General features: G+C 50.7%; 10 protein-coding genes. 9 read left to right on the top strand and 1 reads right to left on the bottom strand.

All coding sequences use genetic code 11. The annotated features are described in order from the left end of the window. The first annotated feature begins 57 nt into the window (after positions 1-57). From L3D05_RS11680 to L3D05_RS11670, 3 genes are all read left to right on the top strand, one after another. The gene (locus L3D05_RS11680) at positions 58-1782 is read left to right on the top strand and encodes an extracellular solute-binding protein (RefSeq protein WP_239616230.1); all 1725 of its coding nucleotides are present in this window, start codon (positions 58-60) and stop codon (positions 1780-1782) included. 80 nt (positions 1783-1862) lie between these two features. Then, on the top strand, positions 1863-3434 hold the full coding sequence (locus L3D05_RS11675; RefSeq protein WP_239616229.1) for a response regulator: 1572 nt from the start codon (positions 1863-1865) through the stop codon (positions 3432-3434). A gap of 5 nt (positions 3435-3439) precedes the next feature. Next, entirely contained in the window at positions 3440-5215 is a 1776-nt protein-coding gene (locus tag L3D05_RS11670) for a sensor histidine kinase (RefSeq protein WP_239616228.1), read from the top strand. A gap of 78 nt (positions 5216-5293) precedes the next feature. Here L3D05_RS11670 and L3D05_RS11665 read toward each other — a convergent pair whose 3' ends face one another. Beyond that, positions 5294-9853 carry a galactose-binding domain-containing protein gene (locus tag L3D05_RS11665; protein WP_239616227.1) on the bottom strand — a complete coding sequence of 1520 codons (4560 nt, stop codon included), beginning with the start codon at positions 9851-9853 and terminating at the stop codon, positions 5294-5296. Positions 9854-10169: 316 nt separating this feature from the next. Between L3D05_RS11665 and L3D05_RS11660 the strand changes: the two genes are divergently transcribed. The 6 genes from L3D05_RS11660 (at position 10170) to L3D05_RS11635 (ending at position 25422) form a co-directional block, all read left to right on the top strand. Beyond that, entirely contained in the window at positions 10170-10853 is a 684-nt protein-coding gene (locus tag L3D05_RS11660; protein WP_239616226.1) for a response regulator transcription factor, read from the top strand. Further along, the gene (locus tag L3D05_RS11655; protein ID WP_239616225.1) at positions 10850-12238 is read left to right on the top strand and encodes a sensor histidine kinase; all 1389 of its coding nucleotides are present in this window, start codon (positions 10850-10852) and stop codon (positions 12236-12238) included. The genes L3D05_RS11660 and L3D05_RS11655 overlap by 4 nt, the downstream gene beginning before the upstream one ends. A 71-nt stretch (positions 12239-12309) precedes the next feature. Continuing rightward, positions 12310-14523: an MMPL family transporter gene (locus tag L3D05_RS11650; protein ID WP_239616224.1), complete on the top strand. Its 2214-nt coding sequence runs from the start codon at positions 12310-12312 to the stop codon at positions 14521-14523. 249 nt (positions 14524-14772) lie between these two features. Then, positions 14773-17058, top strand: a complete 2286-nt coding sequence (locus L3D05_RS11645; RefSeq protein WP_239616477.1) for a type IA DNA topoisomerase — start codon at positions 14773-14775, stop codon at positions 17056-17058. Positions 17059-17302: 244 nt separating this feature from the next. Then, a complete protein-coding gene (locus tag L3D05_RS11640) occupies positions 17303-21616 on the top strand; it encodes an AAA family ATPase (protein ID WP_239616223.1) in 4314 nt (1437 codons plus the stop codon). Positions 21617-21813: 197 nt separating this feature from the next. Beyond that, positions 21814-25422: an NIDO-like domain-containing protein gene (locus L3D05_RS11635; RefSeq protein ID WP_239616222.1), complete on the top strand. Its 3609-nt coding sequence runs from the start codon at positions 21814-21816 to the stop codon at positions 25420-25422. The last annotated feature ends 387 nt before the right edge of the window (positions 25423-25809 follow it).

The following is a 25809-nucleotide window of genomic DNA, read 5'->3' as shown; positions in this document are numbered from 1 at the left end:
AGCATGCGGCGTCCGCTTATGACATATATAATGTGATTATTAGAGAGGGGAAAGGACATGAATTACAAGAAGAGCGCAAGCCTACTCACTGGCAGTTTACTTACCCTAAGTTTGTTATTATCGGCTTGCTCAAGCAACAACAGCCCATCTGCTTCCCAATCGGCTAGCACTCCCGCAGAAAGCGCGTCGGCACCTGCTTCCGAGAGCGCATCTTCAAGCGAAGCGGTAGCGGAAGGCGACTTGCAAGCGAAGGTTAAACCGGTGAAATTCTCCCTTTTCGTCAATTATGACTGGTATACGGCTCCGACTTGGGAAGAACGCCCGCACGCCAAATGGATTACGGATAACTTGAAAGTTACGTTGCAGCCTGTCCAATCCAACGGCGCGGCTGCGCAGAAGCTGAACACGATGATCGTGTCCAACGAGCTTCCTGACGTTATCGTCTCCGATCGCGGTAAAGACATCGATCGTTTGCAGCAAGCGGGCAAATTAGTCGCTCTTGATCCGTTCCTTGAAAAATATCCGGAGTACGTTCAAGCTGTCGGCGAACAAACGCTGAACATGCTCAGAAGCAGCGACGGTAAACTGTATCAAATGCCGAACTGGTTTATTAACGGCGATAACGGCAACGGTAACGGTGCTTATCTCGTTGAGAAGAAAATCTATAAAGCTCTCGGATCTCCTCCGCTAGAAACATGGGAAGACCTTGAAGCGTATCTTAAATTGGTCAAAGAAAAGTATCCGAACATCGTTCCGCTCGACTTCGGCGAAGTCCGCGGCGACGGCGTAGACGTTCAAATGGTGGGTATGCTTTACAGCGGTGCCGTAGACAACGTGACTCCGGTATTCATTTCCCCGGGCTCCGGTTCCGTGTTCGGCATTCCGAGCAACAATTCGTTGTCTTCCGTGTACCAAGATCAAGCGTTTAAGGATACGGCGTTGTATAGCAGCAGACTGTTCCGTCAAGGCTTGACTTCCAGCGATATGTTCACGCAAACTCGCGACCAAGTGCTCGAGAAGTTGAAAAAGGGCCAAATTGCCGTATTCGGCGCTTACGACGCGGTAGTCGAAGGCATCGGCCGCGAAGCGAATAACTTACTCAAAGCTAAAGATCCGGAAGACGGATACGAAGTCATTTGGCCGGTTCACAAGAGCGGCGTGGACAAAAACAAAGTATTCCCGTCCGGCTATAACACCCTGGGTTGGAACGTAAACGTCATTACGACCAACGCCAAGGATCCGGAAGCGATTTTCTCTTACTATAACTGGGCTTCCAGCCCGCAAGGCCAGCAAGTCATTTTCTTCGGTCCTCCAGGACTCTTCTACGACAAAGTAGAGGACGGAGTACCGATTCCGAACGATGCGTATATCAACCGCGATCCGAAAAAATACGACGAGTTGAAAATCGGAGAATTTAACTGGAGCGGTAATACGGCTTACGTCGATTCCACGAAGGCGAAACGCGAGAAGCTATTGCCGGACGAAGCGCAAGACTGGACAACGGTCGGCCAAGCTAATGTTTCGTTCAAAACGTCCATGGACGTAACCGCGTATTCCAATCTGGAGCCGGCTCCGAACACGGAAGAAGGCATTATCATGCAGCGCTTGAGAGATGCGCACAAGCAGCTGATTCCGAAAATCCTGTTCGCGAAGAGCGACGATGAAGTGCTGAGCCTAATCGAAAAAGCGGATAAAGAAGCAACGAAAATCGGTTACGACAAAGTACTGAAATGGAAAACGAACGTGTGGCAAGCTAACCTGAAAGCGATGCAAGGAAAATAATAATGCACCTATAACTAGGCGTTAAGAGAGGGTATACTCAATATACCCTCTCTTTTCTCCATGAAGGAGCGCATATTCCTATGTACAAAGCTGTATTAGTAGACGATGAGAATTACGACTTGGAAGGTTTACGGCAATTGATTCCGTGGAACGAGCTCGGTATCGAGGTCGTCTGCAGCGAGAACCGCTCGCTTGCGGCCTTGAGCTATATCGATCAACATCCGATTGATATTCTTGTAACCGATATCAAAATGCCGGTATTGACAGGATTAGAGCTGTCGCGCAAGGCGCTGGACAGAAACCCGAACCTCAAAACGATCTTCATTAGCGGTTACCAGGATTTCGAATATGCCAAAGAAGCGCTTAATCTCAAAGCGGACGGTTATCTCCTCAAGCCCGTCGACGATGATGAGATCGTGGAGCTGTTGCGGAAGGTCGTAACGGAAATCGAAGCGACGCGCAAGAAGGACGACGAACAATCCCGCTTCACGGAATCGTTCGCTTTCGTTAAGAACGATTTCTTGCAACATCTGCTAGAAGGAAGAATCAATCAAGACGCGCTTCCAGCGTTCTTAGCGCGTTATCCGTTAGATGTCCCGGTCGGCCAAGCTATCGCCGTGGTGATCGAACTGGACGACGTATTATGGAAGAACAAACAAGCGCCGGACGCGGGTCAATCCGAACTGCAAATCGCGGCTCGGACGATAACCGAATATATCGATAACCATCGACTGGGATCGTGGTTCGCGATTTCTCCTTCCCAGTTCGCGTTTGTTTATAGCAAAGAACCATCGCAAATAGAGGAAACGCTAGAAGAGCTCCATGCTTTCGTTAGCGATCGAACCGGATTCACCCTCACCTCCAGCTACGGCGAACCGGTCGAGTTTCCGGAGGGAATTGCCCGTTCCTACGTGCAGGCGAAGGAATTGATCGGCAACAAAATGTTCATCGGCAAAAACAGGGTCATTCCGCCGAGGTTGGCTCGGCTGCGAATCGTTAAGGACGCTAAGGATCTTAACGCGATATTGGATGAGATGTTCATCGGGGTCGCGAACTACGAGCTCGTTAAAATTTGCGATTGCATGGACGACCTGTTCGACAACGTGCGGTCGTTCGAGCATCCGGTCAAGGTGTACAGCTTCTCGATCCATATCGCATCCAAGCTGGAAGCGTACTTGAATACGGTTAACGAAACCTACGAAAGCTTGCTAGGCTGGGGATTCGAGCATCTGGACGTCATTAGGCAGTTCGAGACGGTCGAGGATATCAAATCCTGGCTTCGCAAGACGTTATTCGAAATATCGGAGAGATTGTTCGTTAAGAAGCAGAGCAAGAGCCGCCGTCTGATCGAGCCGATCGAGCGGTTCATTCAGGATCATCTGGCGGAAGAGATTACGCTTCGGGAAATCGCGAACAAGTTCTCTTACTCGGCCAATCATATGGGTTTTCTGTTCAAGGAACAGACCGGGGAGAGCTTTAACGAGTATTTGGTACGCAACCGGATGGAGAAGGCGAGAATACTGCTGCAGGTTCCAACGCTGAAAATCTATGAAGTCGCCGATCACGTCGGTTACAAAAGCTTGGCTTATTTCAGCAGATTGTTCAAGGAGCACTACGGCATTACTCCAGGAGACTATCGAAAGCAGAGTTGATACTCGTGTCCTTAGCGACCAAGACCAGATCCAATGCCTATATTCCGCTTCGTTACAAATTGCTGATCTCTTATTTGCTCCTCGTCATGACTCCCGTCATTGTGATCGGGAGTTATTCCTATATTTCCTCTGTCCAATCCAGCGAACAACATACGCGAAGCAATCTGGAAATCGCGGTTAAGCAGATCGGCAGCAACGTGGACTACCGGCTGGCGGATATCATTCGCGGCTCCGACGATATTTTCTCCGATCAAGCGTTGTCCCGTATTCTATCGGGATACTATTTGGATTATGAGAAATACACGATTATGACCCAGTACATCCTGCCCAAGATAGAGTCTGCGGTTAATTTGCCGATCCTGGATACGAAGCTCTCGGTCTACTTGAACAATACGAATATTAGCGAATTCTATTACATCGACGAGTTTTATTTCAAAGGGGAGAGGGAGAAGGGGCAGGAGGAAAGAGGCCGGCAATATTCCATCTTTCATCTGGATCGCATTAAAGATAAGGAATGGTTTAAGACTCTGCCGATGACCTACGAGGACAAGGAATGGAAACAAATAGACGATGATGCCGCTAAGGGCAATATCTCTTTTCTTCGTCCCATTATCAATTACGAGAACTTGATGTCCATCGGGTTAATCAACATGAACGTGAAGCTTAAGGATATTTTCTATGACGTGGATTTCACGAAATTGGGCGACGACAGCTTGCTGTTCGTCATTGATGGCAACAACCATCTTCTCTATGCCAGCTCGCGCACCGAAATGAATCCGAATTTACTGACGGTGGCCCAGGACGGTTACGTCGGCCAACCGGATGGCTATATGCAAATTAAGCAACCGATATCCAATATGAATGCTAGCATCGTGGCGTGGGTCCCGACGTCTTCCTTCCAAGAAAACTCGCAGCAGGTTCGCAATCTTACGATTCTGATATGTTTCGTGAGCTTACTCGTTCTCACTTTGATCAGTTGGCTAATGTCGCGGTATTTCTCCAAGCGGTTCATGAAGTTGATCCGTTCCCTTAAAGCGTTCAAGGAAGGGGATTTCCATAAGCGGATGGTCGTTCCGGGCAACGACGAATTCTCGCAGATCGGCGATGCCTTCAACGACATGGCTTCCAACATGGAGAAGCTGATCGATGAGGTGTACTTGAGCAAGCTGGAGAAAAAAGAAGTCGAGCTGCAGGTGCTTCATTCGCAGATGAATCCTCATTTCCTTTACAACACGTTCTCGTCGATTAGCCGGATGGCCAAGCTAGGCGAGATCGACAAAATGCACGAGATGGTGCGCGGATTGGCCAAGTTCTACCGCTTGTCGCTCAATAAAGGCGAGATGATCATCTCGATCGACAAAGAGGTACAGATCATCCAATCCTATGTCGATATTCAGAGAATCAAGTTCGCTGACCGGATTATCGTCGAATATGACATTGATCAAGATACGCTGGGTTACGATACGATCAAGTTTATTCTTCAGCCGTTCGTCGAGAACGTGCTCGAGCATGCCTGGTACGACGATGAAATCCATTTGTTTATCCGCGTGGCTCAGGAAGGCGACGAGATCGTCATGGAGATCCGCGACAACGGGATCGGGATGAAAGAGGAGACGATCGAACAGGTGCTTGATCCTTCCGAGAAGGGTGTCGGCTACGGCATTCGCAACGTCGATCAGAGAATCAAGCTCCAATTCGGCAAAACCTACGGCGTATCCATTACGAGCTCAATCGGGGAAGGGACAACGGTGCGGATCCGGTTTCCGAAGTATGCGCGATGAAGGCTCGAGAAGCTAAGAAAAAGAGCCATCCAATTGCCCCTCGCGGGACGACTGGATGGCTTTTTCGAATGACTAAGGTTAAGGATAGACTTCCAAATCCCACAGCGAGTAACCGTATTGCGTCCCGCGCTGCGTACCGGTCAACCGTACAATTTTAGCGTTAACTGGGGTGAAAGTAACGTTGTCGATGCCGCCGTCTCCGGTCGTCGTGGAGTAGACGGTCGTCCATGCCGTTCCGTTAGCGGACACTTCGATCGAGTAACTCTTGGCGTAAGCGCCTTCCCAGTTCAGGTAGACTCGGCTGATCGTCGCCGGGGTGCCTAGATCCACGCTGATCCATTGCGGATCGCTGTACGCCGATTCCCATCGCGTGCCGCTATCGCCATCCACGGCGTAAATTCCCCCGGATATCGGATTGGCGGAAGTCGCGGTCGTCTTCTGCAGGGCGAGATTGATCGCCTGGCCAGCGACGATGGCTTGCTGAACGGATGCATCCGTATAACCGCTTGCTTGCACGGTGATTGCATAATTTCCGGTTTGCGCGAACAAGGAAGCGCTGAGCGTCAACTTGCCAGCGGCTACGCTGAATTGCGAGGCGCCGATAGCGGTTCCGTTTAAGCTGACGGCTTGAATAGCGCTCCTCCAAGCGGTATTGTCCGCGAATGTAATCTCGATCGGTTGACCGACTTGGTTCAGCGTCGTATCGGCGGTCAATTGGGGCGAGGGTAGTGTAGCGGATCCGCCATAAACCTCGAATTCCCAAAGCGAGTATCCATACGGCGTTCCGCGAACGGTACCGTTCATTTTTACATACCTCGCGCTTACGGGTGGGAAAGAGATATCGTCGATGCCTCCGTCACCCGTAGTCGTCGAGTAGACGTTCGTCCACGTCGTGCCGTCGGTTGATACCTGGATCGAATAGCTTGTCGCATAAGCGGGCTCCCAATTCAGAACGACACGGTTGACCATTGTCGCAGCACCTAGATCGACGGAGATCCATTGAGGATCGCTGAATGCGGATTCCCAGCGGCTGCCCGCGTTCCCGTCCACCGCCAAGGCGGAAACCTGAAGCGGATTGGCCGAGGAAGCAGTCGGTTTATTCAGTGCCAGATTACTGCCGCCCGTTCCCCCTGACGGGATGATCGTTTGCGTCACGGCCGCGTCGGAATAGCCGACCGCTTGAACGGTGATGGCGTAACTGCCTGCTTGCCCGAATAAGACCGCGTTCAAGGTTAGCTTACCGGCCGCGATGGCGTATTGCCCCGCGCCAACGGTGGCGCCGTTCACCTTCACGCTCGAGATGGCGCCTCGCCATGCCGCGTTATCCGCGAAGGTCAGTTCGATCGGCTGACCGACCGCATTCAAAGTCGTATCGGCGACCAAGGCCGGTGGCGTCAACAAGCCCGGATTGCTGTTGTTCGTCGGATTGACCTTCGTCAAAGACTTAGCAGCCACTGTCGCCGTCCCTGTTACACCCGTTGCGTTACGGAACGTTACCGTCACTGGCGCGTTCGTCGGATTCCACACCAGTGCCGAATAGTTGGCTCCGTTTTTATACACCGTAGCGCTTGACCATCCCGTCGCCCATATATCCTTGGTACGCTGGCCTAACGTTGCCATGTTATGAACGAACCAGTAAGTGTTGAACACTTCGTTTTTTTGCATACCCGCCGTGTTCCACTTGCTGAGTACGGCTTGCGGATTGCTTAAAGATTGAATGGGCCATACGATATGGTACCAATCCGTCTCTGGGCCTCCGTTATCTTTGACGAACCCGTTGTACAATGCCGCCGCCTTGGCCGGATCGAAACCGTAGCTCGTCAAGTATTCGGATGTCGGCAGCCAGTGGATTCCATATACGTATACCGGATCGCCGTTAAAGAAAGTACCGAAGAAGTTCGAACTTCCGTAAACTTGCCCCGCCGTTTTATAAGGATAGTCAGGATGCCAGTTATCGTTATCGTAGTTGAACCAATATTGCTCGACGGCCTTGAGCTCGGTCGTAAAGCCGTAGACGGAGGCGTCCCGATATGCGGTATTACCGGTCAACATGCTCCACATATATTGTCCGACCCATCCGAACAAGGATTCGCCCGCCGCTTCCTGGTTGTTGCCGCTGTCGTTATCGCCGTATCCTCCTGCCCAGGAATGCCCCTCGTACGGATCGAAATTCCGGAAGAACGGATAGAGCGGGTCGGTTTTCGAAGGATTGGCGTAATCTCTGATGAGATGCTCGACCATCGTGCTATATTTGTCCTTGAAATCCTGATCGTACGTCGCAAGGACGGCAGAGGCGAACACGTAGTAGCCGTATGTGAAATGATGATCCGTGATTCCCGTATTGGCTCCGAATTCGCTCTCTTTGTAGTACATCGTGCCCCATGTCGGATCGTAATACAGGAAGTAACTCGGTTCACCTTGCGTATACGTATACCAATCGCTTAGAACGGTTTTCATTCGGCCGAGGAACAAGGACTTGTAATTGGCATCGCCGATCTGGTCGGCAATCAGTACACCCATAGCCAGCGGGTGAAGCACTTTACCTTGCCAATAGGCATCGGCCTTCATTAAATTCGCCGAAGTATCCTGATCTAGAAGGGCTAGATATTGAAGCAAGGATTGTCGGGAATAAGTCGGATCGGAAGGTTCGGTGAATTGAGGTACGATCCCATAGAACCTATCCACTGTCGTGAAAGTATTGCCATCGCGGAGCTTTAACGTACCTCGAATGGAAGGGTAAGTAAGAGCCGTTAGCGGCGAAGTTGTGATTTTCCATTGGTGAGGCAGCAAGGCCATTAACGTCGTAGTAGGGAATCCCGTACGCTTTTGCGAGGTCGTCACGTTAAAAGTGGTCGTTACGTCGGAGGTTGTCGGATTAAATCCCGGTGTCACCGTCGTATTGGTCACGAATGCGTAGGCATGTTGATAAAAATAGTTCAAATCGCTGACCGCGGGAAGGGTAGCCAAGGACAGATAGTTCTGACCGCCCCCTAATTGAATTTTGATTTTCGAGCCGACCCTCTTGAAGGTAGTGCCCGCCGGAGCGAAGACTCCGTAATGCCTAGTTACCGTAGAGGGGGTTGGAGCCCCGTTCAGATTCGTCACGGAGAAGCCGATGTGGTCTCCGGTAATCGTCGTACCGTCCGTCGCCAGAATCGCGTTGTTGCCGTCGTCGAAGAAACGCGTGGATGCAGGCAAATATAGCTCCGGGGTTGTAGGATCGCTGAACTCCGAGTAGAGATAGGGGGAGCCTTTGACGAAGGTCGTCTTCATCTTGTCGACGGAATTGTCGCTGAGCGAAACCGTGGCGGACCAATCGCCATACGCGATGATCTTATTCGACATGGCGGATGTACCGATGTTGCTGGCCATAAGGTATAGATCCGGATTTCCTCCCGCCTCTTGGGATCGACCGTTGACCCAGCCGGCCCCGGAATTCAGAACGCTTAAGCCTTGTTTCGTATATTTCGATTTGAGCGGCAGCGTAATAATACCGTCTCCCAGCTTCTTGATGAGGATCGACTGCCACCAATCGTTGGAGGGGAGGGGGGCAGTGATATTCGCGTTCTTGTAGAGAGGGTACTTAGGCTGGGGCATTGAAATATCGTTAGTGTAGTAACTTCCCTGTCCGGCCGCGATCGTCGCAGGAGTCGGCAACGCGGGAATGGTATAGCTCGGTTGAGGATCCCCGGCAACGTAGTCGTACACCGACAGTTCGAAGATGGAATAACCGAAGCTCGTTGCTCGGCTGATCCCTTTCATCCTGACGTATCGACCGCTCGTATAGACGGGAAGATCTTTCAGGCCTCCGTCTCCCGTCAACTCCCGGTAGACGGTCGTCCAGCTTGAGGCGTTGTTGGATACTTGAATGTCGTAGGCTCTTCCGGCCGCGGCTTCCCATTGGATCCGAATTCGACCGATCGTGCGAACGCTGCCTAGATCGACGTAGATCCATTCTCCATCCGCTGGATTAGACGACCATCTCGTCGCAGCATTGCCGTCCACTGCGTTCTGAGGCAAGGTGGAGCCTGGCGGAAGATAGGCCGATTGTTCGTAAGAAGATGCGGTTACAGGTTTGTTAAGGGCAACATTGGGTCCCAATGCGACAGGGGGCGGATTGGCTCCTCCCGTGCCGTAAACCTCGAATTCGAAGACGGAAACCCCGTATTGCGCCAGAAACCGTTCCGTGCACAGCAAGCGAACGTACCGCCCGTTGCCCGTAAGAGACAGCGTATCTACTCCGCCGTGACCGGCGGTTGTCGCATAGACGTCCGTCCAGGCGGATTCATCGTTGGATACTTGGATTTTGTAGGATTTGGCATAAGCGCCTTCCCATCGAATGATGACTTGATCAATCGCGGCGGATGCCCCCAAATCGATGTAAATCCACTGCGGATCGGCTCCCCATGCGCTACTCCATCGAGAACCCGTATTTCCGTCCGTTGCCAAGTCCGGAGTATTGTTGCCTTCCGTCGACGAGGCATACGCCGTTCTATCGAGCGATAACAAGTAAGAACCTGCGGCGTGTACTTTCCCTAAGGGGACGATTTCCGCGATACTTAATAAAAGGGAAAGGATAAGCACCAGAGAAGTCGTCCGGAATAAAGCCTTGCGAATATTTCTGGTAGTAGGTTGCATTTTTCATTTACCTCCTCGTGATATGAAATTTTTCGTAATCCGGTACGAACAAGAGTAGGTAACCCTCCTTCTGTGTAGCGATCAAGTTATATAAAGCGCTTTCACGCCTCTAAAACATAAGCGATTATTCCCCGGGGAACAATTGCACAAATCAACGATTTTGAGCGGAAATAAAGGAAGTTGGAGGGAATCAAGGGGGCGGAAAGGACAATTCATGAGGGGGAGGGCCAAGAGAGCATAGAGAATGTTTCCTATGCTATACTGAAGCCAAAATATTACGGAACCGTTCATAGGGGAACGGTGGAGGAAATCAGACATGAGAATACATATTGTCGTCGCGGATGACGATCCTTCGATTCGAGAGCTGCTTAGGCTAGTGTTGAGTAAAGAGGGGTACGTGGTACTCGAGGCCGAGGATGGCGCGCAAGCTTCCCGGTTATGCGAGAGGGAGCAGGTCCATCTGGCGATCGTCGACGTGATGATGCCGGGAGTCGACGGGCTTGAGCTATGCCGCGAAATTCGAGAGCATTACGATATTCCCGTCATTATGCTGACCGCGAAGGGACAGCTTGAAGATAAGGAGCAAGGTTACCTGGCTGGTACGGACGATTACATGGTTAAGCCGTTCGAGCCGAAGGAGCTGCTATTCCGTATCAAAGCGCTGCTGCGAAGATATCGGATGGTGTCATCGGAAGTCATCCGGCTGGGAAACGTGAGCATTGACCGCAAAGGATACGAGATCAGGATCGGCGACGAACCGATTACGATCCCGCTGCGCGAATTCGAATTATTAGCGCAGCTCGCCAGCCAGCCTGGACGAATATATACCCGGGAGCAGTTAATCCAATTGATCTGGGGAGCCGATTACGACGGCGATAGCCGAACGGTTGACGTCCATATCAAGCGGCTGCGCGAGAGGTTTGCCGATTGCCAAGGCGATTTCGTCCTGACCACGATTCGCGGATTGGGGTACAAGCTCGAAGCGAGGGAAGAATTATGAAGACGTTGTATGTACGTATCGTCCTTACGTTCATGGCGGTCGCTTTCGTGAGCGGCATGATCGGAGTATTGCTGACGAGCTTGTATTATCAGGAAAAAATAAAGACGAACAACGAGGATAAAATACTGGCCATGGGCCAGAGCATCCGCGCATTGTACGGGCAAGATTCCGACGTGAATCTGGACACTTACTTAACGGGGATCGCGGCGTTAGGCTTTCAAATCTACGCCGTCGATGGAAGCTTGAACGGGAAAATGTTCGGGGGCGCGTTCAAGCACGGCAAATTGAGCAACGAGGAAATTCAATCCGTATTGGATGGCGAGATCTACCATGGCATGAAGGAAGAGAACAATCGCCTCGAGATCTTTTCTTTATTCGAGAACAGCATTCGCAATACCGTAGGAATTCCTCTGCCTACGAGCAATGGACCGAACGCTTTGTTCATTCGTCCGAATCTGGAGCAACAGATCGGAGAAATCCGTATCATCGTCGCCGTGCTGCTCGGCTTTACTTTTCTCACGAGCCTCGTCATGATCGTCATTCTGACCCGCTTCATCGTCAAGCCGCTGCAAGTGCTGAAGAAGGCGACGCAGCAGATCGGCAAGGGGAATTTCAACGTCGGTTTGGAGAAGTCCCGCAACCGGAAAGACGAATTCGGAGACTTGGCGGAACATTTCGCGCGAATGGCGGAATCGATCCGGCAGCTTGATCGGATGAGACAAGAATTCGTCGCGAACGTCTCGCATGAATTCCAGACGCCGCTAACGTCCATTCAAGGCTTTGCCCGCGCCGTGCTGGACAAGCAGGTGACCGAAGAGCAATCCGAGCGTTATTTGACGATCATCGAGCAAGAGAGCAAGCGGCTATCCTCCTTGAGTAAGCAGCTTCTGAAGCTCGCTGCCTTGGATAAGGAAGACCAGCATCTTCAAATCGCGGCCTTCCGCCTGGACGAGCAAATTCGCGAGATCATCATTATGCTGGAGTGGCAATGGTCGGAGAAGCAGCTAAACCTAGAACTAGAATTACCCGAAGCGTCGATTGCGGCGGATGCCCATCTGCTGTACGAGGTATGGCTTAACTTGATCTCGAACGCGATTTATTTTACGCCTATGGGCGGTACGATCGGCGTAGAGATCGCCGATTGTGGTTCGGATGGAATCGCGATCGAGATTCGCGATTCCGGGATCGGCATACCCGCTTCGGAGCTTCCGTTTATTTTCGAAAGATTCCACAAGGCGGATAAGGCAAGAAATCGCTCCTCCACGGGGAGCGGCTTAGGGTTATCCATCGTCCACAAAATCGTCTCGTTGCATCAAGGGACGATCGAAGTCCGCAGCGAACAAGGCAAAGGGACGACTTTTACCGTTCGAATTCCCCGCTTGTAATGTTCCGTTCACCGTCCGTTCATTTACCTGATCGATAATTCAGGAGAACGAACGGACAGGAGGACGAGAATATGAAGTTACTTGGATTGTCTAGAGTCACGGGTTATGTCAGCAGCCGTAAGGGAGCGAAGATCAGTCTCCTCGTATGGCTGCTTCTTATTGTTGCGCTTAGCGTTGCCGCCCCGGGCGCGAAGCAAAACGCGATAAGCGCGGGGGAAGCGAACGTGAAGGATAACAATCCGTCCGCAGTCGCGCAACAGCTGTTGGATAAGCGTTTTCCGTCAACGGGCGGTATGCCTGCTTTACTCGTATTTCATAGCGATCAGCCGTTAACGGAGGGGCAATTAGAGAAAATCGGAGCCTACAGCGAATGGTTGTCTTCGGGATCTAAGCCGAAGCACGTTCAGAGCGTAGTTCCGTTCCAGCGATTGCCCGAGTCCGAACGGAGCCGCTTATTATCCGAGGATCGCAAGACGCTGCTGCTGAACGTAGAATTGCAGGAAGGCATGGAATCGGATAGCGTACTGGATACGTTAGACGAGATGAAAGCGTATTGGCAACACAACGGGGATGAAGCCGTCCAGTTCGAAATGACGGGTCCTGCGGCGATATCTGCGGATACGCTAAGCTTGTTCAGGAATGCGGATTTCGTCTTGATGTTCGCGACGGTCGTGCTAATCCTCGTGTTGCTGGTCGCGATCTACCGCTCCCCGCTGCTGGCGATTATCCCGCTTGCCGTTGCTGGGCTTGTCTATCAAGTCGTAGACCGCGTAATCGGGCTTGCCGGCAAGAACGGATGGTTCGTCATCGACAAGCAGTCGTTATCGATCATGATGATCCTGCTGTTCGCCGTCATCACCGATTATTGTTTGTTCGTCTTTTCCCGCTATCGGGAGCAGCTTGCCGTAGTGGACTCGAAATACGACGCGATGGGCAAAGCGATGGCTCGCGTATCGGAACCGATTTTGTTCAGCGGGGGGACGGTGCTCGTCGCGATGCTTGCTCTGTTCGCTTCCGTCTTTAAGCCTTATCATGGCTTCGCGCCAGTATTTTCAATCGCGGTTGCGGTTATTCTGCTGGCAGGCCTGACGCTTATTCCGGCCATCTTCGCGCTTGTCGGACGTAAAGCGTTCTGGCCCTTCGTTCCGAAAGCCTTAGACGACGTATCCGCCAATAAGCCGTCGAAGCGTCGCGTTGCGTTCTGGACTAAGGCGGGAAGGTTCGTTACGGAGAAGCCTAAGCGAGTCGCCGGAATGCTGGTTGCCTTGCTGCTCTTAGCCTCTCTTGGCATCGGGACGATTCAGTATTCCTTTAACCTGATGAAATCTTTTCCCGAGGATACGCCTTCCCGGGTAGGCTTCGAGCTGTTGGAGAAACAATTCCCTCCCGGGCAGTTGGCTCCGGTTACGATCATCGTGGAGAGCGATAAAGATATTTCCGCGGATGATGCTTTCTCGGCCAAAGTGAAAGCTTTGACGGAGGAACTGAGGAAAGGCGGGGGCGTCGATTCCGTATCGGAAAAAGGATTTTCCGAAGATAAGCGCGCTATGCGGCTGCAGGTCGTGCTAAGCTCCAATCCATACGAAGCGGCAGCGCTGGATCGTGTGGACGATTGGCGGAGCGATGAAAAGTCGATGCTGACGGCTAGCGGTCTTGATCCAGCCACAGTTAAGCTGCATATTGCCGGACAAACCGCGCAGCAGGCCGACGTCAGAAGCATGAACGAACGGGATACGGTCGTTTTGTTTGCGGGGATTACGTTGTTCATCGCTCTGATGCTAGCGTTCCAGACCCGTTCGATTAAGCTGTCTCTGCTCATGATTGTAACGATACTGCTGTCGTATGCGGCGACGCTGGGACTCACATGGACGGTGTTCCACAACCTGCTCGGTTTTGAAACCTTTAGCTATCGGATGCCCGTCTATACGTTCGTCTTTATGGTCGCCCTTGGCGTGGACTACAACATTATGCTCGTATCGAGAATCAAGGAAGAGGCTAAGGTTCATCCTTGGAAAGATGCGGTAAGGCGCGGCGTAGCTTCCACGGGAGGAGTCATCTCTTCGGCAGGACTCATTCTTGCAGCGACGTTCGGCGTGTTGATCACCCAACCGATGCAGGAGCTCTACTTGTTCGGCTTCGCAATGGCGGCGGGAATTCTCATCGATACTTTTCTCGTTAGGGGAATGCTGCTGCCTTCGATTCTTACTCTGGCTGTTAAAGATAAGGGAATCGAGCAGCGGGGAACGGCTGTCATTGAGTCTAATAGCAAACGGATTAAGCTGTAGGCGCAGCAAAGGACCGATGCCCGAGATAATCGGAAAAACCGCTTAACTTGGGTGAAGCTAGGCGCTATGCAGGGAGAACAGATACGCCACGAAGATAAGTCAACATAGAAGCGTATCGGCGAAAGACGCAGAGAGGTCATCTTCTCGTGCGTCTTTTTCGGTATCCTGTTAGGCTTGTGACCTGTGATATAATTGTATTGTTAACATCATGAAATCTCAGGAATCACAAATGGAGAGGAACGACCCTTGTTGAAGACGTTGGTCATAGCGGAAAAACCGGATATGGGCCGCAACATTGCCGCCGTCATTGAACCGAAGGCACAGAATAAGCGCTCGTACTTAGAAGGCGAAAATTACATCATTACATGGGCGATCGGCCATCTTATCGGGCTAGCTGAGCCTGACTTGTATGACGACAAATATAAAAAGTGGAGATTCGGCGATTTGCCGATTATTCCCGATGCGTTTAAATTGCTTCCGAACCCGAGGACGAAGGATCAACTGCAGGTTATCGAAGACCTTGCGGCGCGGAGCGGTGCGCTCGTTAACGCGTGCGATGCCGGGCGTGAAGGGCAGCATATTTTCTCGCTGATCGTGAGGCATTTGCATTTGCGGCAGCCGGTTAAGCGGTTGTGGATTTCCGACCTTACGGCGGAGACGATTCGCAAAGGCTTCGATCAATTGAAGGACAATACGGAGTACGATAACCTGACGCAGGCGGCCCGCGCCCGGAGCGAAGCGGATTGGCTTATCGGCATGAACGGGTCGCGCGCGTTCACGACCAAGCATAACGAGCTGTTATCCGTAGGTCGGGTGCAGACGCCGGTGTTAGCGCTGATCTATGATCGGCAGAAACAGATCGAAGCGTTCGATTCCTTGAAGTTCTATGACATTACGGGAATGTTCTCGCAACAGGCGACTAACTATAGAGGAATCTGGCAAGGCGAACGGCTTACCGATCCCGAGAAAGCCGAGGCGATTGCCGCTAAGGTGAAAGGCAAGACGGGAACGATCGCCAGCTACGAAGTGAAGGATACGAAAGAGTATCCCTTCAAGCTGTACGACCTTACGCTGCTCCAACGGGAGGCGAACGGAAAGTTTAGCTTCTCCGCCAAGAAGACGTTGGATACGGCGCAGGCTCTGTACGAGAAACACAAGGTTATCTCTTACCCGCGTACGAACTCCAACTACGTGAACGAGCAGAACATTCCGGAAATGCACAAAATTTTGGATGCGATGCGCAATTCGCCGGACTACGGGGATTTCGTACAGGGCGCAAACAAGAAGTTCGTTCATATTGGTAACAAGAACGTGTGCAATCCGACGAAGGTCGAGGATCACCACGCGATCATGCCGACGATGAAGAAGCCGCAAGGGCTGAGCCCGGACGAGCGCAAGCTGTACGATCTGATCGTGAAGCGGTTCTTATCCCATTTCTACCCGGCTGCCGAGTACAAAGTACATACCGTCATGACCGAAGTGGAGAAGGAAAACTTCAAGACGACGGTGAAGCAGCTGTTGTCGTTGGGTTGGAAGGTGATCTACGGCGCTGATTCCGCACCGAAAACCGGAGCGAAGGACAAAGGCAAGGACAAAGAGGACGGAGCGGGTTCAGCGGAAGAGGAGGAACAGGAGACGGATACTCCTTTCGAGATCGATCCTCAGCAACCGGTTGTCTGCGCGGACGTCGAGGTGAAGGAGAAGGAGACGCAGCCTCCGAAGCATTACACCGAAGGCACGCTGCTGAAAGCGATGGAAAGCGCGGGCAAGCAGATCGAGGACGAAGAGCTTCGGGATGCGATGAAGGATTCCGGACTCGGTACTCCGGCTACGAGGGCGGCGACGATCGAGCGGCTGAAGCAGGTCGGGTATATCGACATGCAAGGGAAGAAGATCGTCATTACGCCGAAGGGGCGTACTGCCATCGAGCTCATTCGCGGCGCGGGAATCGAGCTGCTTACGTCGCCGGAGATGACCGGACAGTGGGAGCGACGGCTAACCGAGATTTCCCGCGGACAAGCATCGGCGGAAGCCTTCATGGGCAACGTGAAGAAATTCACGTGGCAAATTATTGATAAGGTTAACGTTCAGCGGCCGGCGGCTAAGAATGCTTTTGCGAGACCGGAGCCTCCGGCCAAAGCTCCGCGAGGTAAGAAGGCGGCGGACGGGGAAGCGGCTCCGAAGAAGACGAGGAGCAGCGCCGGGTCGGCTAAAGCTGCGAGCGCTACTGCTGTTGCTTCCGCGCCTAGCGCGCAACCAAGCACAATCGGGATTTGCCCGAGCCCCGGCTGCGGCGGTCATGTTTTCATGGGGCGTAAAGGCTACGGTTGCAGCCACTACAAGACGGGCTGCGGCTTCGTCATCTGGAAGGAAAGCTTCAATCGGACGCTAACCGATACGATGGTCAAAGCCCTCATCGAGAAGGGCAAAACGGCTAAGCTGAAATTCGGCGGCAAAGACGGCGAAGAAAGCTTCGAGGCTCGGATTGTCCTGAAGAACGCTGTGACAGGCGAGCTTGAACTTGAGCGGGAATAGTTAATAGGTTAAGAAGCCTTCACTCCCTAAACGGGAGGTGGAGGCTTCTTTGCGCTTACGGCATGTTTGATCCAAGGAAATATCTATTTCCTCTTTCCAAAGTTGCCCTCTAGCGTTAAGAAAAAATGGTAGAATAAGAAAAGAACTGCAAGAGCAGATATGCACGCATCGCGGAGGATGGGTTAACATTTCACTCAAAGAGAACATCAAGCTACAGAACTTGTTGAATAAGACACCCATGGAAATGTCGGCTTTTCTACATATATCCATAGCTCTAACGAAATTGGTTCATACGATCCATAAACGGGAAACGGTCATCGGCAACTTGAATCCTGCGGGCGTTAACATCCAAACGGACCTGAAAGTAGCTGAGCTCTCGGACAACCGAACAATGGACTACGCCTATCTCTCTCCTGAACAAACGGGCAGAATCAATCGTGTTCCCGACCAGCGAAGCGATTTGTATACGCTAGGAATGATCTTTTACGAAATGCTTGCGGGCAGTTCGCCGTTTCAGGCAGAAGACGCGGAAGAATGGGTACGCGCCCATCTTACGGTCGTGCCGAATATGCCGAGCAAGCTGCGACAGGAAATGGCTAGTCCGCTTGACGGCATAATCATGAAGCTGTTGTCGAAGACACCCGAAGAGCGATATCAGAGTGCTTATGGATTATTAGCGGATCTTCAAACATGCGCATCATCTATGGAAGAAAGCGGAGAGATTAGCTCTTTCGAGATCGCTCGAGCGGATGAGGCCAGCCGCTTTCGGCTCCCTCCTATTCTTTTTGGACGCGAGACGGAAGAAGATCAGCTTCACGAAGCTTATATGCGGGCACGTGCCGGTTCGTTGGAGTTCGTCGTCGTATCGGGTCAGGCCGGAAGCGGGAAAACCGCGCTTGTCCAGAAGCTTCAGGTTCCGGTTATTAAGGATGGCGGACAGTTCATAGCAGGTAAATGCGATTTGATGAATCGGGAGCTTCCTTTCTCGCCGATTCTGCAGGCGCTTCGAAGATTGATTCGGCAAGTCTGGAGCGAATCTCCAGAAAGAGTTGCGAAGCTGAAAGAGCGGTTAACGGAGGCTTTAGGCCAAGGAGCTGGCGTTATCGTACAGCTTCTACCGGAAGCGGCAAAGCTTCTCGGAAAACTCCCTTCCGTGGAACAACTGGCTCCTGCCGAGGCAGCTATTCGTTTTCGCCGTTTGTTGCCTATTTTTATTCAAGTGTTTGCCAGCAGGGAATTTCCCCTCATTATCTTCCTCGACGATCTTCAATGGGCAGATCCGGCTACGATGGATGTTCTTCGATCGGTCGTACATGACCGGACCTTGCAACATTTATTAATGATTGGCGCATTCCGAGACGAACCGGTACCGGCTTGGGCCGTTAACGGGGAAATCCAAGACGCGGCAGCGGCATGGATCGAGCATTCCTTTTTTTTGAAAAGAGCCAATACTTCGACACAGCTCCGGCATATTGCACTCGATTGTCTATCCTACATCGATGTGAGACAATTCGTATCCTATCTTCTGAATGAAAATTCGGCACGTATCCGATCACTAGCTGAGTTCCTATACCATCGAACAGGTGGTAATTCGTTATATTTGCATCGACTTCTGGATAGTCTCTACCGGGAGAAAAAGCTTTATTACGATGAGGACCAGGCGGCTTGGCAATGGGATGCCGCTGTATTCACGCAGATCCCCGAGGATCCGGACATTCTCTATTTAATTGGAACCCGCATTCGCATGTTCCCTCCTGAAACGATTGAACTACTTGCCATAGCGGCCGCCATCGGCCATCGCTTCCATCCGTCAACCCTTGTTCTGGTAACCGGCCGATCCTTGCCTGATATCCGTAAGCTTCTGCATTCGGTCGAGGAAGAGGGCTTATTATCGCAGGAGATGGATGCCGATAACGCAGGGACGGACGACGCCTATTATACTTTTCTGCATGACCGGGTTCAGCAGGTTGCTTATCAAATGATCCTACCGGAGGAACAAGCGCGCTTGCATCTTAAGATCGGACGGGCCATGCGCGATCTTTCGCAGGACCAGCCCGCTCATTCTATCTTCGATAAGGTCTATCATATGAACTTGGGTCGCGGCGAGATGACGGATGACGCGGAGAGAGTAGAACTAGCGAGCTTTAATCTTCAGGCAGGACTGAAATCAAAGGCAACAACAGCCTATGCGGCTGCTTTGCATTATCTTGAAATCGGCTTGGATCTTGCTAGGGACGATGGGGGAGGGACGAATTCGCTTTCCTATCGCTTAATGCTGGAGATGCCCGAATGCGAATATATGTGCGGACGCGTTGATCGCGCGGAAGAGTTGCTCGATACTTTAATGAGCCGCACGACGGATGCGACTGAGCGTTCCCATATTTACCTAATTAGGATCACGATGAATGCTTATTTAAAAAGAGATCGTCTCGCCGTGAGCATCGGTCTGCAAGCGCTGGCGGAATTCGGCTGGAAGCTGCCGAGCAAGCCCTCCAAATCGCTTATTATTAAAGAAGTGGCCCTGACGCAGATCGCATTGAACGGCATGCGTAAAAGGTTGCCGCACCTTCCGTTAAATCGCGATTCCCATTACAAAGCGCTGTCGGATCTGGTCATGGCAATGTCAGCTTCGGTGTTTACATTTAGCTTGGAGTTGTCCGCCATGTTGTTTGCAAGGTTTGTTCGCTATGGATTGAAGCGCGGTAACAATGAAGCCTTCGCCTATGTTCTTGCGGGTTACGGCCTTGTCATTTCGAGAAACAAAGTTTCTTTCGCCCACACGGGGCTTCACTATATGAAGACAGCATTTCAACTATCATCCGAATGCGGGAGCACGGATTTGCTCTGTCGACTGCATTCTATTATGGGACTTGCCGTGAACTTACAGAATCCTGATAAAAGCGTAGAGCATTTTGAGCAATCCGTGCGCTATGGGATGGAATCCGCTAATCTGCCATTTGCGAGTATCGCGATGCTGATTAGTACGACGACCCACATCGGGGATTTAGATACATTGTCCGCGCGGGTAACGAATTATGAAGAAATTTCGCAGCAGCTTGTGGATGAAGTTACGCTCAACATCTTTCGTATAGCGAGATGGTATATGGCACAATTACGGGGAGAAGTTGGCGACAACGATGAAGCCATAATGCCGGTGCAGAACGAGCGCTTCGAGGAATCCTTGAATAACGAGGTCTATTATACGTGTTCCTGTAAGATCGAAATCGCTTATTTGTTCGGACGCTACAGCGAAGCGCTCGAATGGGTGGAGCAAGGAAAATTCAACACTTTCAGGCAAACTCGGATGCAAGTTCGCAAACAGCATGTTTATCATTCGCTGACGCTTGCCGCTATTCATGCGGAGGTGCCGGATGAAGAACGCAAAGACATCCGCTCTAAGCTTGGTCAGCAATTAAGAGAGATGAAGAAATGGTCGGGCTATTACGGATACAAGTCATCCATTTACTTGCTCATCTTCGCTGAGTTGCAGCGAATCGACGGAAAACGGGTGGCTGCCGCAAGAGGATACGAGGACGCGATCCGGGAAGCGCGCAGAGAAAGGGACAGATTGATCGAAGCCATCGCTTGCGAACGGGCATCCTTATTTTATAGGGAAGCGGGGAGTGCTACCGGAGCGGACGTTCTGTTGGCGGATGCAAGCGATGCCTATTCGGCATGGGGAGCAACAGCTAAAGCAAGAAAATTGAGAGAGGCGTACCCCGAGCTTCGATTGGCGACCGTTGAACGGCATGAGGATACGGTTTCCGTAGCCGATGAAGCAAGGGAAGTTATACCTGCGACAAATACGATGCAAATATTCGTTGACGAAAAAGCGCTCATGAAGAAGATCTCGGGGTGGTCGCGGTCCGGTGAAGATGTGATACACCTTTTCCTAGAGTCGGCGATTAGTGATTCGGGCGCGGAAAAAGGATATATATTGAAAAGTCGCGAAAATGGTTTATCTATTGAAAAGCAGTGGGGCGGAAGGGAACCTAGCCAAGGCGAAGGGTCTTATGCGGAGGCGATCGTACGCTATGTCGTCAAGACGGGGGAATCGGTCGTACTAGCCGATGCTTCCCTTAGTTCTTATGCCGCAGATCCTTATATTCGCTCCAGCCAGTCAAAGTCGGTTCTATGTATGCCTGTTCTTTTTCCGGGACAATCGCAATCCTCCGTGCTTTATTTGGAAAATAATCTGATTCCCGGCGTATTTACTTCGGAGAGGCTGGAAGTGCTTGAGCTTATGATCACCCGAATGGTGTACGTAAAGTCTTTGGAGGATTCCCGTGCCCAGATAAGTGTGTCTGGCGAATCGGTGAACAGTTCATCGCCAAGCTCGGCCAAAGAGTTACAGCCGCTCGTCGATTCATTGACGAACCGTGAAACGGAAATTTTGTACGCGTTGGCGGATGGACTTTCCAATAAGGAAGTCGCCTTTCGTTTCGGCTTAACGGAAGGTACGGTCAAAAATTACATCTTTCATTTGTATAGCAAGCTAGGTGCCAAACGGAGAGCTCAGGCGATCGCACGCGCGAGAGAGTTGGGGCTATTGGACTAGCTGCATAGGATATATCAAGGGAAAGCCAACAATTAGAGCTGCAAGCGCTCTGTTGTTGGCTTTTTTCGACTTTATTTGCGCAAAACTAACTTTCGTTAGGTTCTTTTTTCATAGTAGGGTGTTATATTTTCTCCGTGTGAAATGGGTATTTAGGCTTGATTGTACGATGATTCATAGTTGAAAAAGGAGAAATGATAATGCGAGTAACAAAGAGTTTGAGAAAGAGCTTATTATTGTTTTTATGTTTGGCATTAATCGCAAGCTGGGGTACGATGTTTAGTTCTACTAAGGCTTCGGCTGCCAATTCGCCTGTAACGCCTATGGGACAGCCCGTAGAACAAACCCTTACTGCGGGGGTAAATGAAGCTAGTTTCGGCGACTGCAGCGATGATTGCGCTACTGACCTGCTTCCGATCGGGTTTGATTTTAAGTTTGATTTGAACGGTACGTCGTACACCCAGTTATACGCCTCAACCAATGGACATTTAACCTTCACCGGTAAGTCTACGTCATATGATAATTCGAGAAGGCCAGCGGAATACATTGCTCCTTTTTTCGACGATTTATATATAAATCAGAATAGTAAAGTGTTATACGCGACAATCGGCGAATCTCCTAATCGCAAGTTTATTATTCAGTATACGAATATGCTGTCTATTAACAATAATGACGACACCGATTTATTCGGAACTTATCAAGTAATCCTAAGCGAAGGAACGAATAACATTCAATTCCAATATCCCTATCTTGTCGGAACTCATACCCCAGATCGGGCGTTTGGGCAACATGCTTTAATAGGGGTTAAAAATGCCGGAGGGGAAATACTATACTCTTTGAATCAGAAAAGTTTGGCCGAAAAACAGGCCGTATTATTTACTCCGGAAAAGGATGGAAACAGCGTTCTAACAGGCAAGTATGTTATCCAAAATAACCCGGCATTAGATCTTACGTTACTTAGCCTTGTTTCCTTGCCTGGAATTACGACACCGGTAAACCCGGTAGACGGTTCTTATGTCTCTTCGAGTGCAACCTTCCAATGGAAGGCCGTCGCCGGAGCAACTTCATATCGGGTGTTGATTGCCAAAGATGCCGAGTTTAAGACGATCGAGGTGGATGAAAGTAATATCGGGCAAACCTCTTATGACGTCGCGGGGCTGGAAGGCGGAGCTTATTATTGGAAGATCATTTCCGTAAACGATGTGGGTAATTATACTTTTTCGAACACTTATCATTTCGAAGTGCCTTTTGACGCAGATACGGCGTCGCCGCTAAACCAGCCTGTGGAAACGCTAATTCAGGGCGAGGAAATCCCTTTTGGCTATAATTATTCAGTAGCTATCGATTTACCGTTTGAAGTTCAAATTTATAATGGACGCTATAGTGAGGTCGAAATCGGCAAGAACGGAAATTTATGGTTTGATAATCAAGATTATTATAGTGAAATTGTACAACCACTATCTTATAACCAGAATAGTAAAGTCCTATATGCGACTATTGGAGAAGCTCCGAATCGGAAAATCGTGATTCAATATACGAATATGTCATTGAATGGCGGAGCCGGGTCTGGAACTTTTCAAATCGTATATCAGGAATCGGATAAATCCATTCAATTTCAATATCCCTATCTCATGGCCGCAAATTCCGGAAATGGAGCTAGTTGGATTGAACTTAGTAGCGAGAGTAATAATAATAATGATTATTGGAATTGTTCGTTTTCGGGGAAATTGGCCGAAAAACAAGCGGTTCGTTTTAGCCCTAACGGTCCGACAAGCTATGTTGTAACAAGAAATGCCGACTATAATCCTGTATTATTGATTTCTGCTGATTACCCTGCTCCGTCGACGCTTGTAAGTCCGGCGGATGGGTCCAGTTCGTCTACGGAAGTAGAATTCAAATGGAATAACACGAGCAGAGCAGATGCTACTTACATTTTGATTGTGGCAAAGGATGCCAAGTTTTCACCCGACTCGTTATTGAATCAGGGGGGACTGAATCAACCCATTACAGATACATTCTATACCCTGAGCGGCTTGGAAGAAGGGACCGTATATTATTGGAAAGTTCTTGCTTTAAATAATATCGGCTTCAGCCTCTCAAACACCTATCGGTTCACAGTACCTGACTCTAATCCATCGACAACAGTCGTTACTGATAACGTAAGCACGGTTACGTCCATGACGGCGACTGTGGGTGGCACCGTTGTTACTAGTGGAAGCAGCCCTGTATCGGAACGGGGAATCGTATATTCCAAGAATGCAAATCCGTCATACGGTGCTACTAAAGTGGTAGCAGCAGAAGGAACAGGAGCCTTTACGGTTAGTCTGGTTGGACTTCAATCCAGTACGGCCTACCATGCTCGGGCTTATGCGATTAGTGCGGGTAAAGTTTTCTACGGTCAAGATGTTGCCTTTACAACACTAAGCTCTCATGCGAGCTTGAGCTCGCTAAGCTTAAGCGGAGTAACGCTAGATCAACCCGTGAGTGGAAACCTCTATTCGTATACGGCGAGCGTGCCGAACACGGTAACGAGCACCGCTGTGACGGCTACCGTGCAAGATGCTGTTTACCGTAGCGTGACCGCTAACGTGTACAATAGCGGGAATACTCTTGTGTTTGGACCGATCGACTTGGCTAGCGGACAAATTAGCAGCCCAATGCCACTTAACGTAGGGATCAATAAAATAGAGATTGTCGTCTTGGCTCAGGATGGCAGCGGCACTACCTACACGGTAACCGTAACCCGTGCAGCTGCCCCTGTTACGCCTACTCCTTCAAGCGGAGGCGGTGGGGGATCGAGCATCGTTACATCTAAGGACGGGAAACTCATCCTTCCAGTAGGGAAAGCCGGTCAAGTCAGCCTGGATAATGATATCCAAATTACCATTCCGGCCAATGCTTCAAGCAAGCAATTGGAACTTACAATCGAGAAAGTATTGAGTACGCAAGGGTTACTTAGCAATAAAGAGATTCTGGCGAGCTCTGTTTACGAAATACTGAAAAATTTCAAGGAGAACTTCGATAAACCGGTTACGATCACCATTACGTTCGATCCGTCGAAATTGAAGAGCGGCCAGACGGTAGCGATCTTCTATTATGATGAAGTGAAGAAAGCATGGGTGAAAGTCGAAGGCGGCAAGATCAGCAAAAATCTCATCAGCGTGGACGTCAATCATTTCACCAAGTTCGCGGCACTTGTCGTGGACGAGAAAACAGGATTGCCTGTAACGGAGCAATCGACGGACCCTATAACCGATCCCAAAGCGGAAGTTAAATTCACCGATATTTCCGGACATTGGGCGGAGTCGAGCATCAAACAAGCAGTGGGTAAAGGGATCGTCAAAGGGTACTCCAACGGCACGTTTAAGCCGAACGCTACCGTGACCCGCGCAGAATTCGCGGTTATGCTGATGAATGCGTTGAAGCCGCAAGGGAATGGAGCGGAGCTGGCTTTCTCGGATAACGCGAAGATCGGAGCATGGGCCAAGAAAGCAGTGGCTCAAGGGGTACAAGCAGGTCTTATTAAAGGCAGTAATGATGGCAGCTTCCGTCCAAATGCAGAGGTTACGCGTGCCGAGATGGCCGTGATGATTGCCAGCGCTCTGGGTCAATCTATCGAAGCGAATGCTGCAACCGGCTTCGCAGATGACAAGGACATTCCAGCTTGGGCGAAGAGCAGCATTGCTATCGTGAAGCAAGCCGGCATTGTACAAGGGAAAAAGGGCAACAAATTCTCCCCGCAAGACTCTGCGACGAGAGCAGAAGCGGTAACGGTTCTGTTGAAGCTATTGGAACAAAAGAATAAGTAAAAGGTTATAAGGGGAGCCATGAACGTGGCTCCCCTTTCTTATGATCAGCCAATAGGGGCGCTATCAATACGGTAAAGTTTCGATTGAATGTTCATCGCAAGGCTATCGGCGGAGAATCGGCTCAATGAAGGCACTTTTTTGGCCTTCGTGCCCATGAGTATCGAGAATCGGCTCAATGAAGGCACTTTTTTGGCCTTGGTGCCCCATGAGTATCGAGAATCGGCTCAATATAGGCACTTTTTTGGCCTTGGTGCCCCATGAGCATCGAAGTCGGCTCAATGAAGGCACTTTTTTGGCCTTGGTCCCCATGAGTATCGAGAATCGGCTCAATGAAGGCACTTTTTTGGCCTTGGTGCCCCATGAGTATCGAGAATCGGCTCAATATAG

The organism is Cohnella mopanensis (genome assembly GCF_022352055.1).
In the GTDB taxonomy this organism is placed as follows: domain Bacteria; phylum Bacillota; class Bacilli; order Paenibacillales; family Paenibacillaceae; genus Cohnella; species Cohnella mopanensis.
This window is presented reverse-complemented; position numbering and strand designations above follow the sequence as displayed.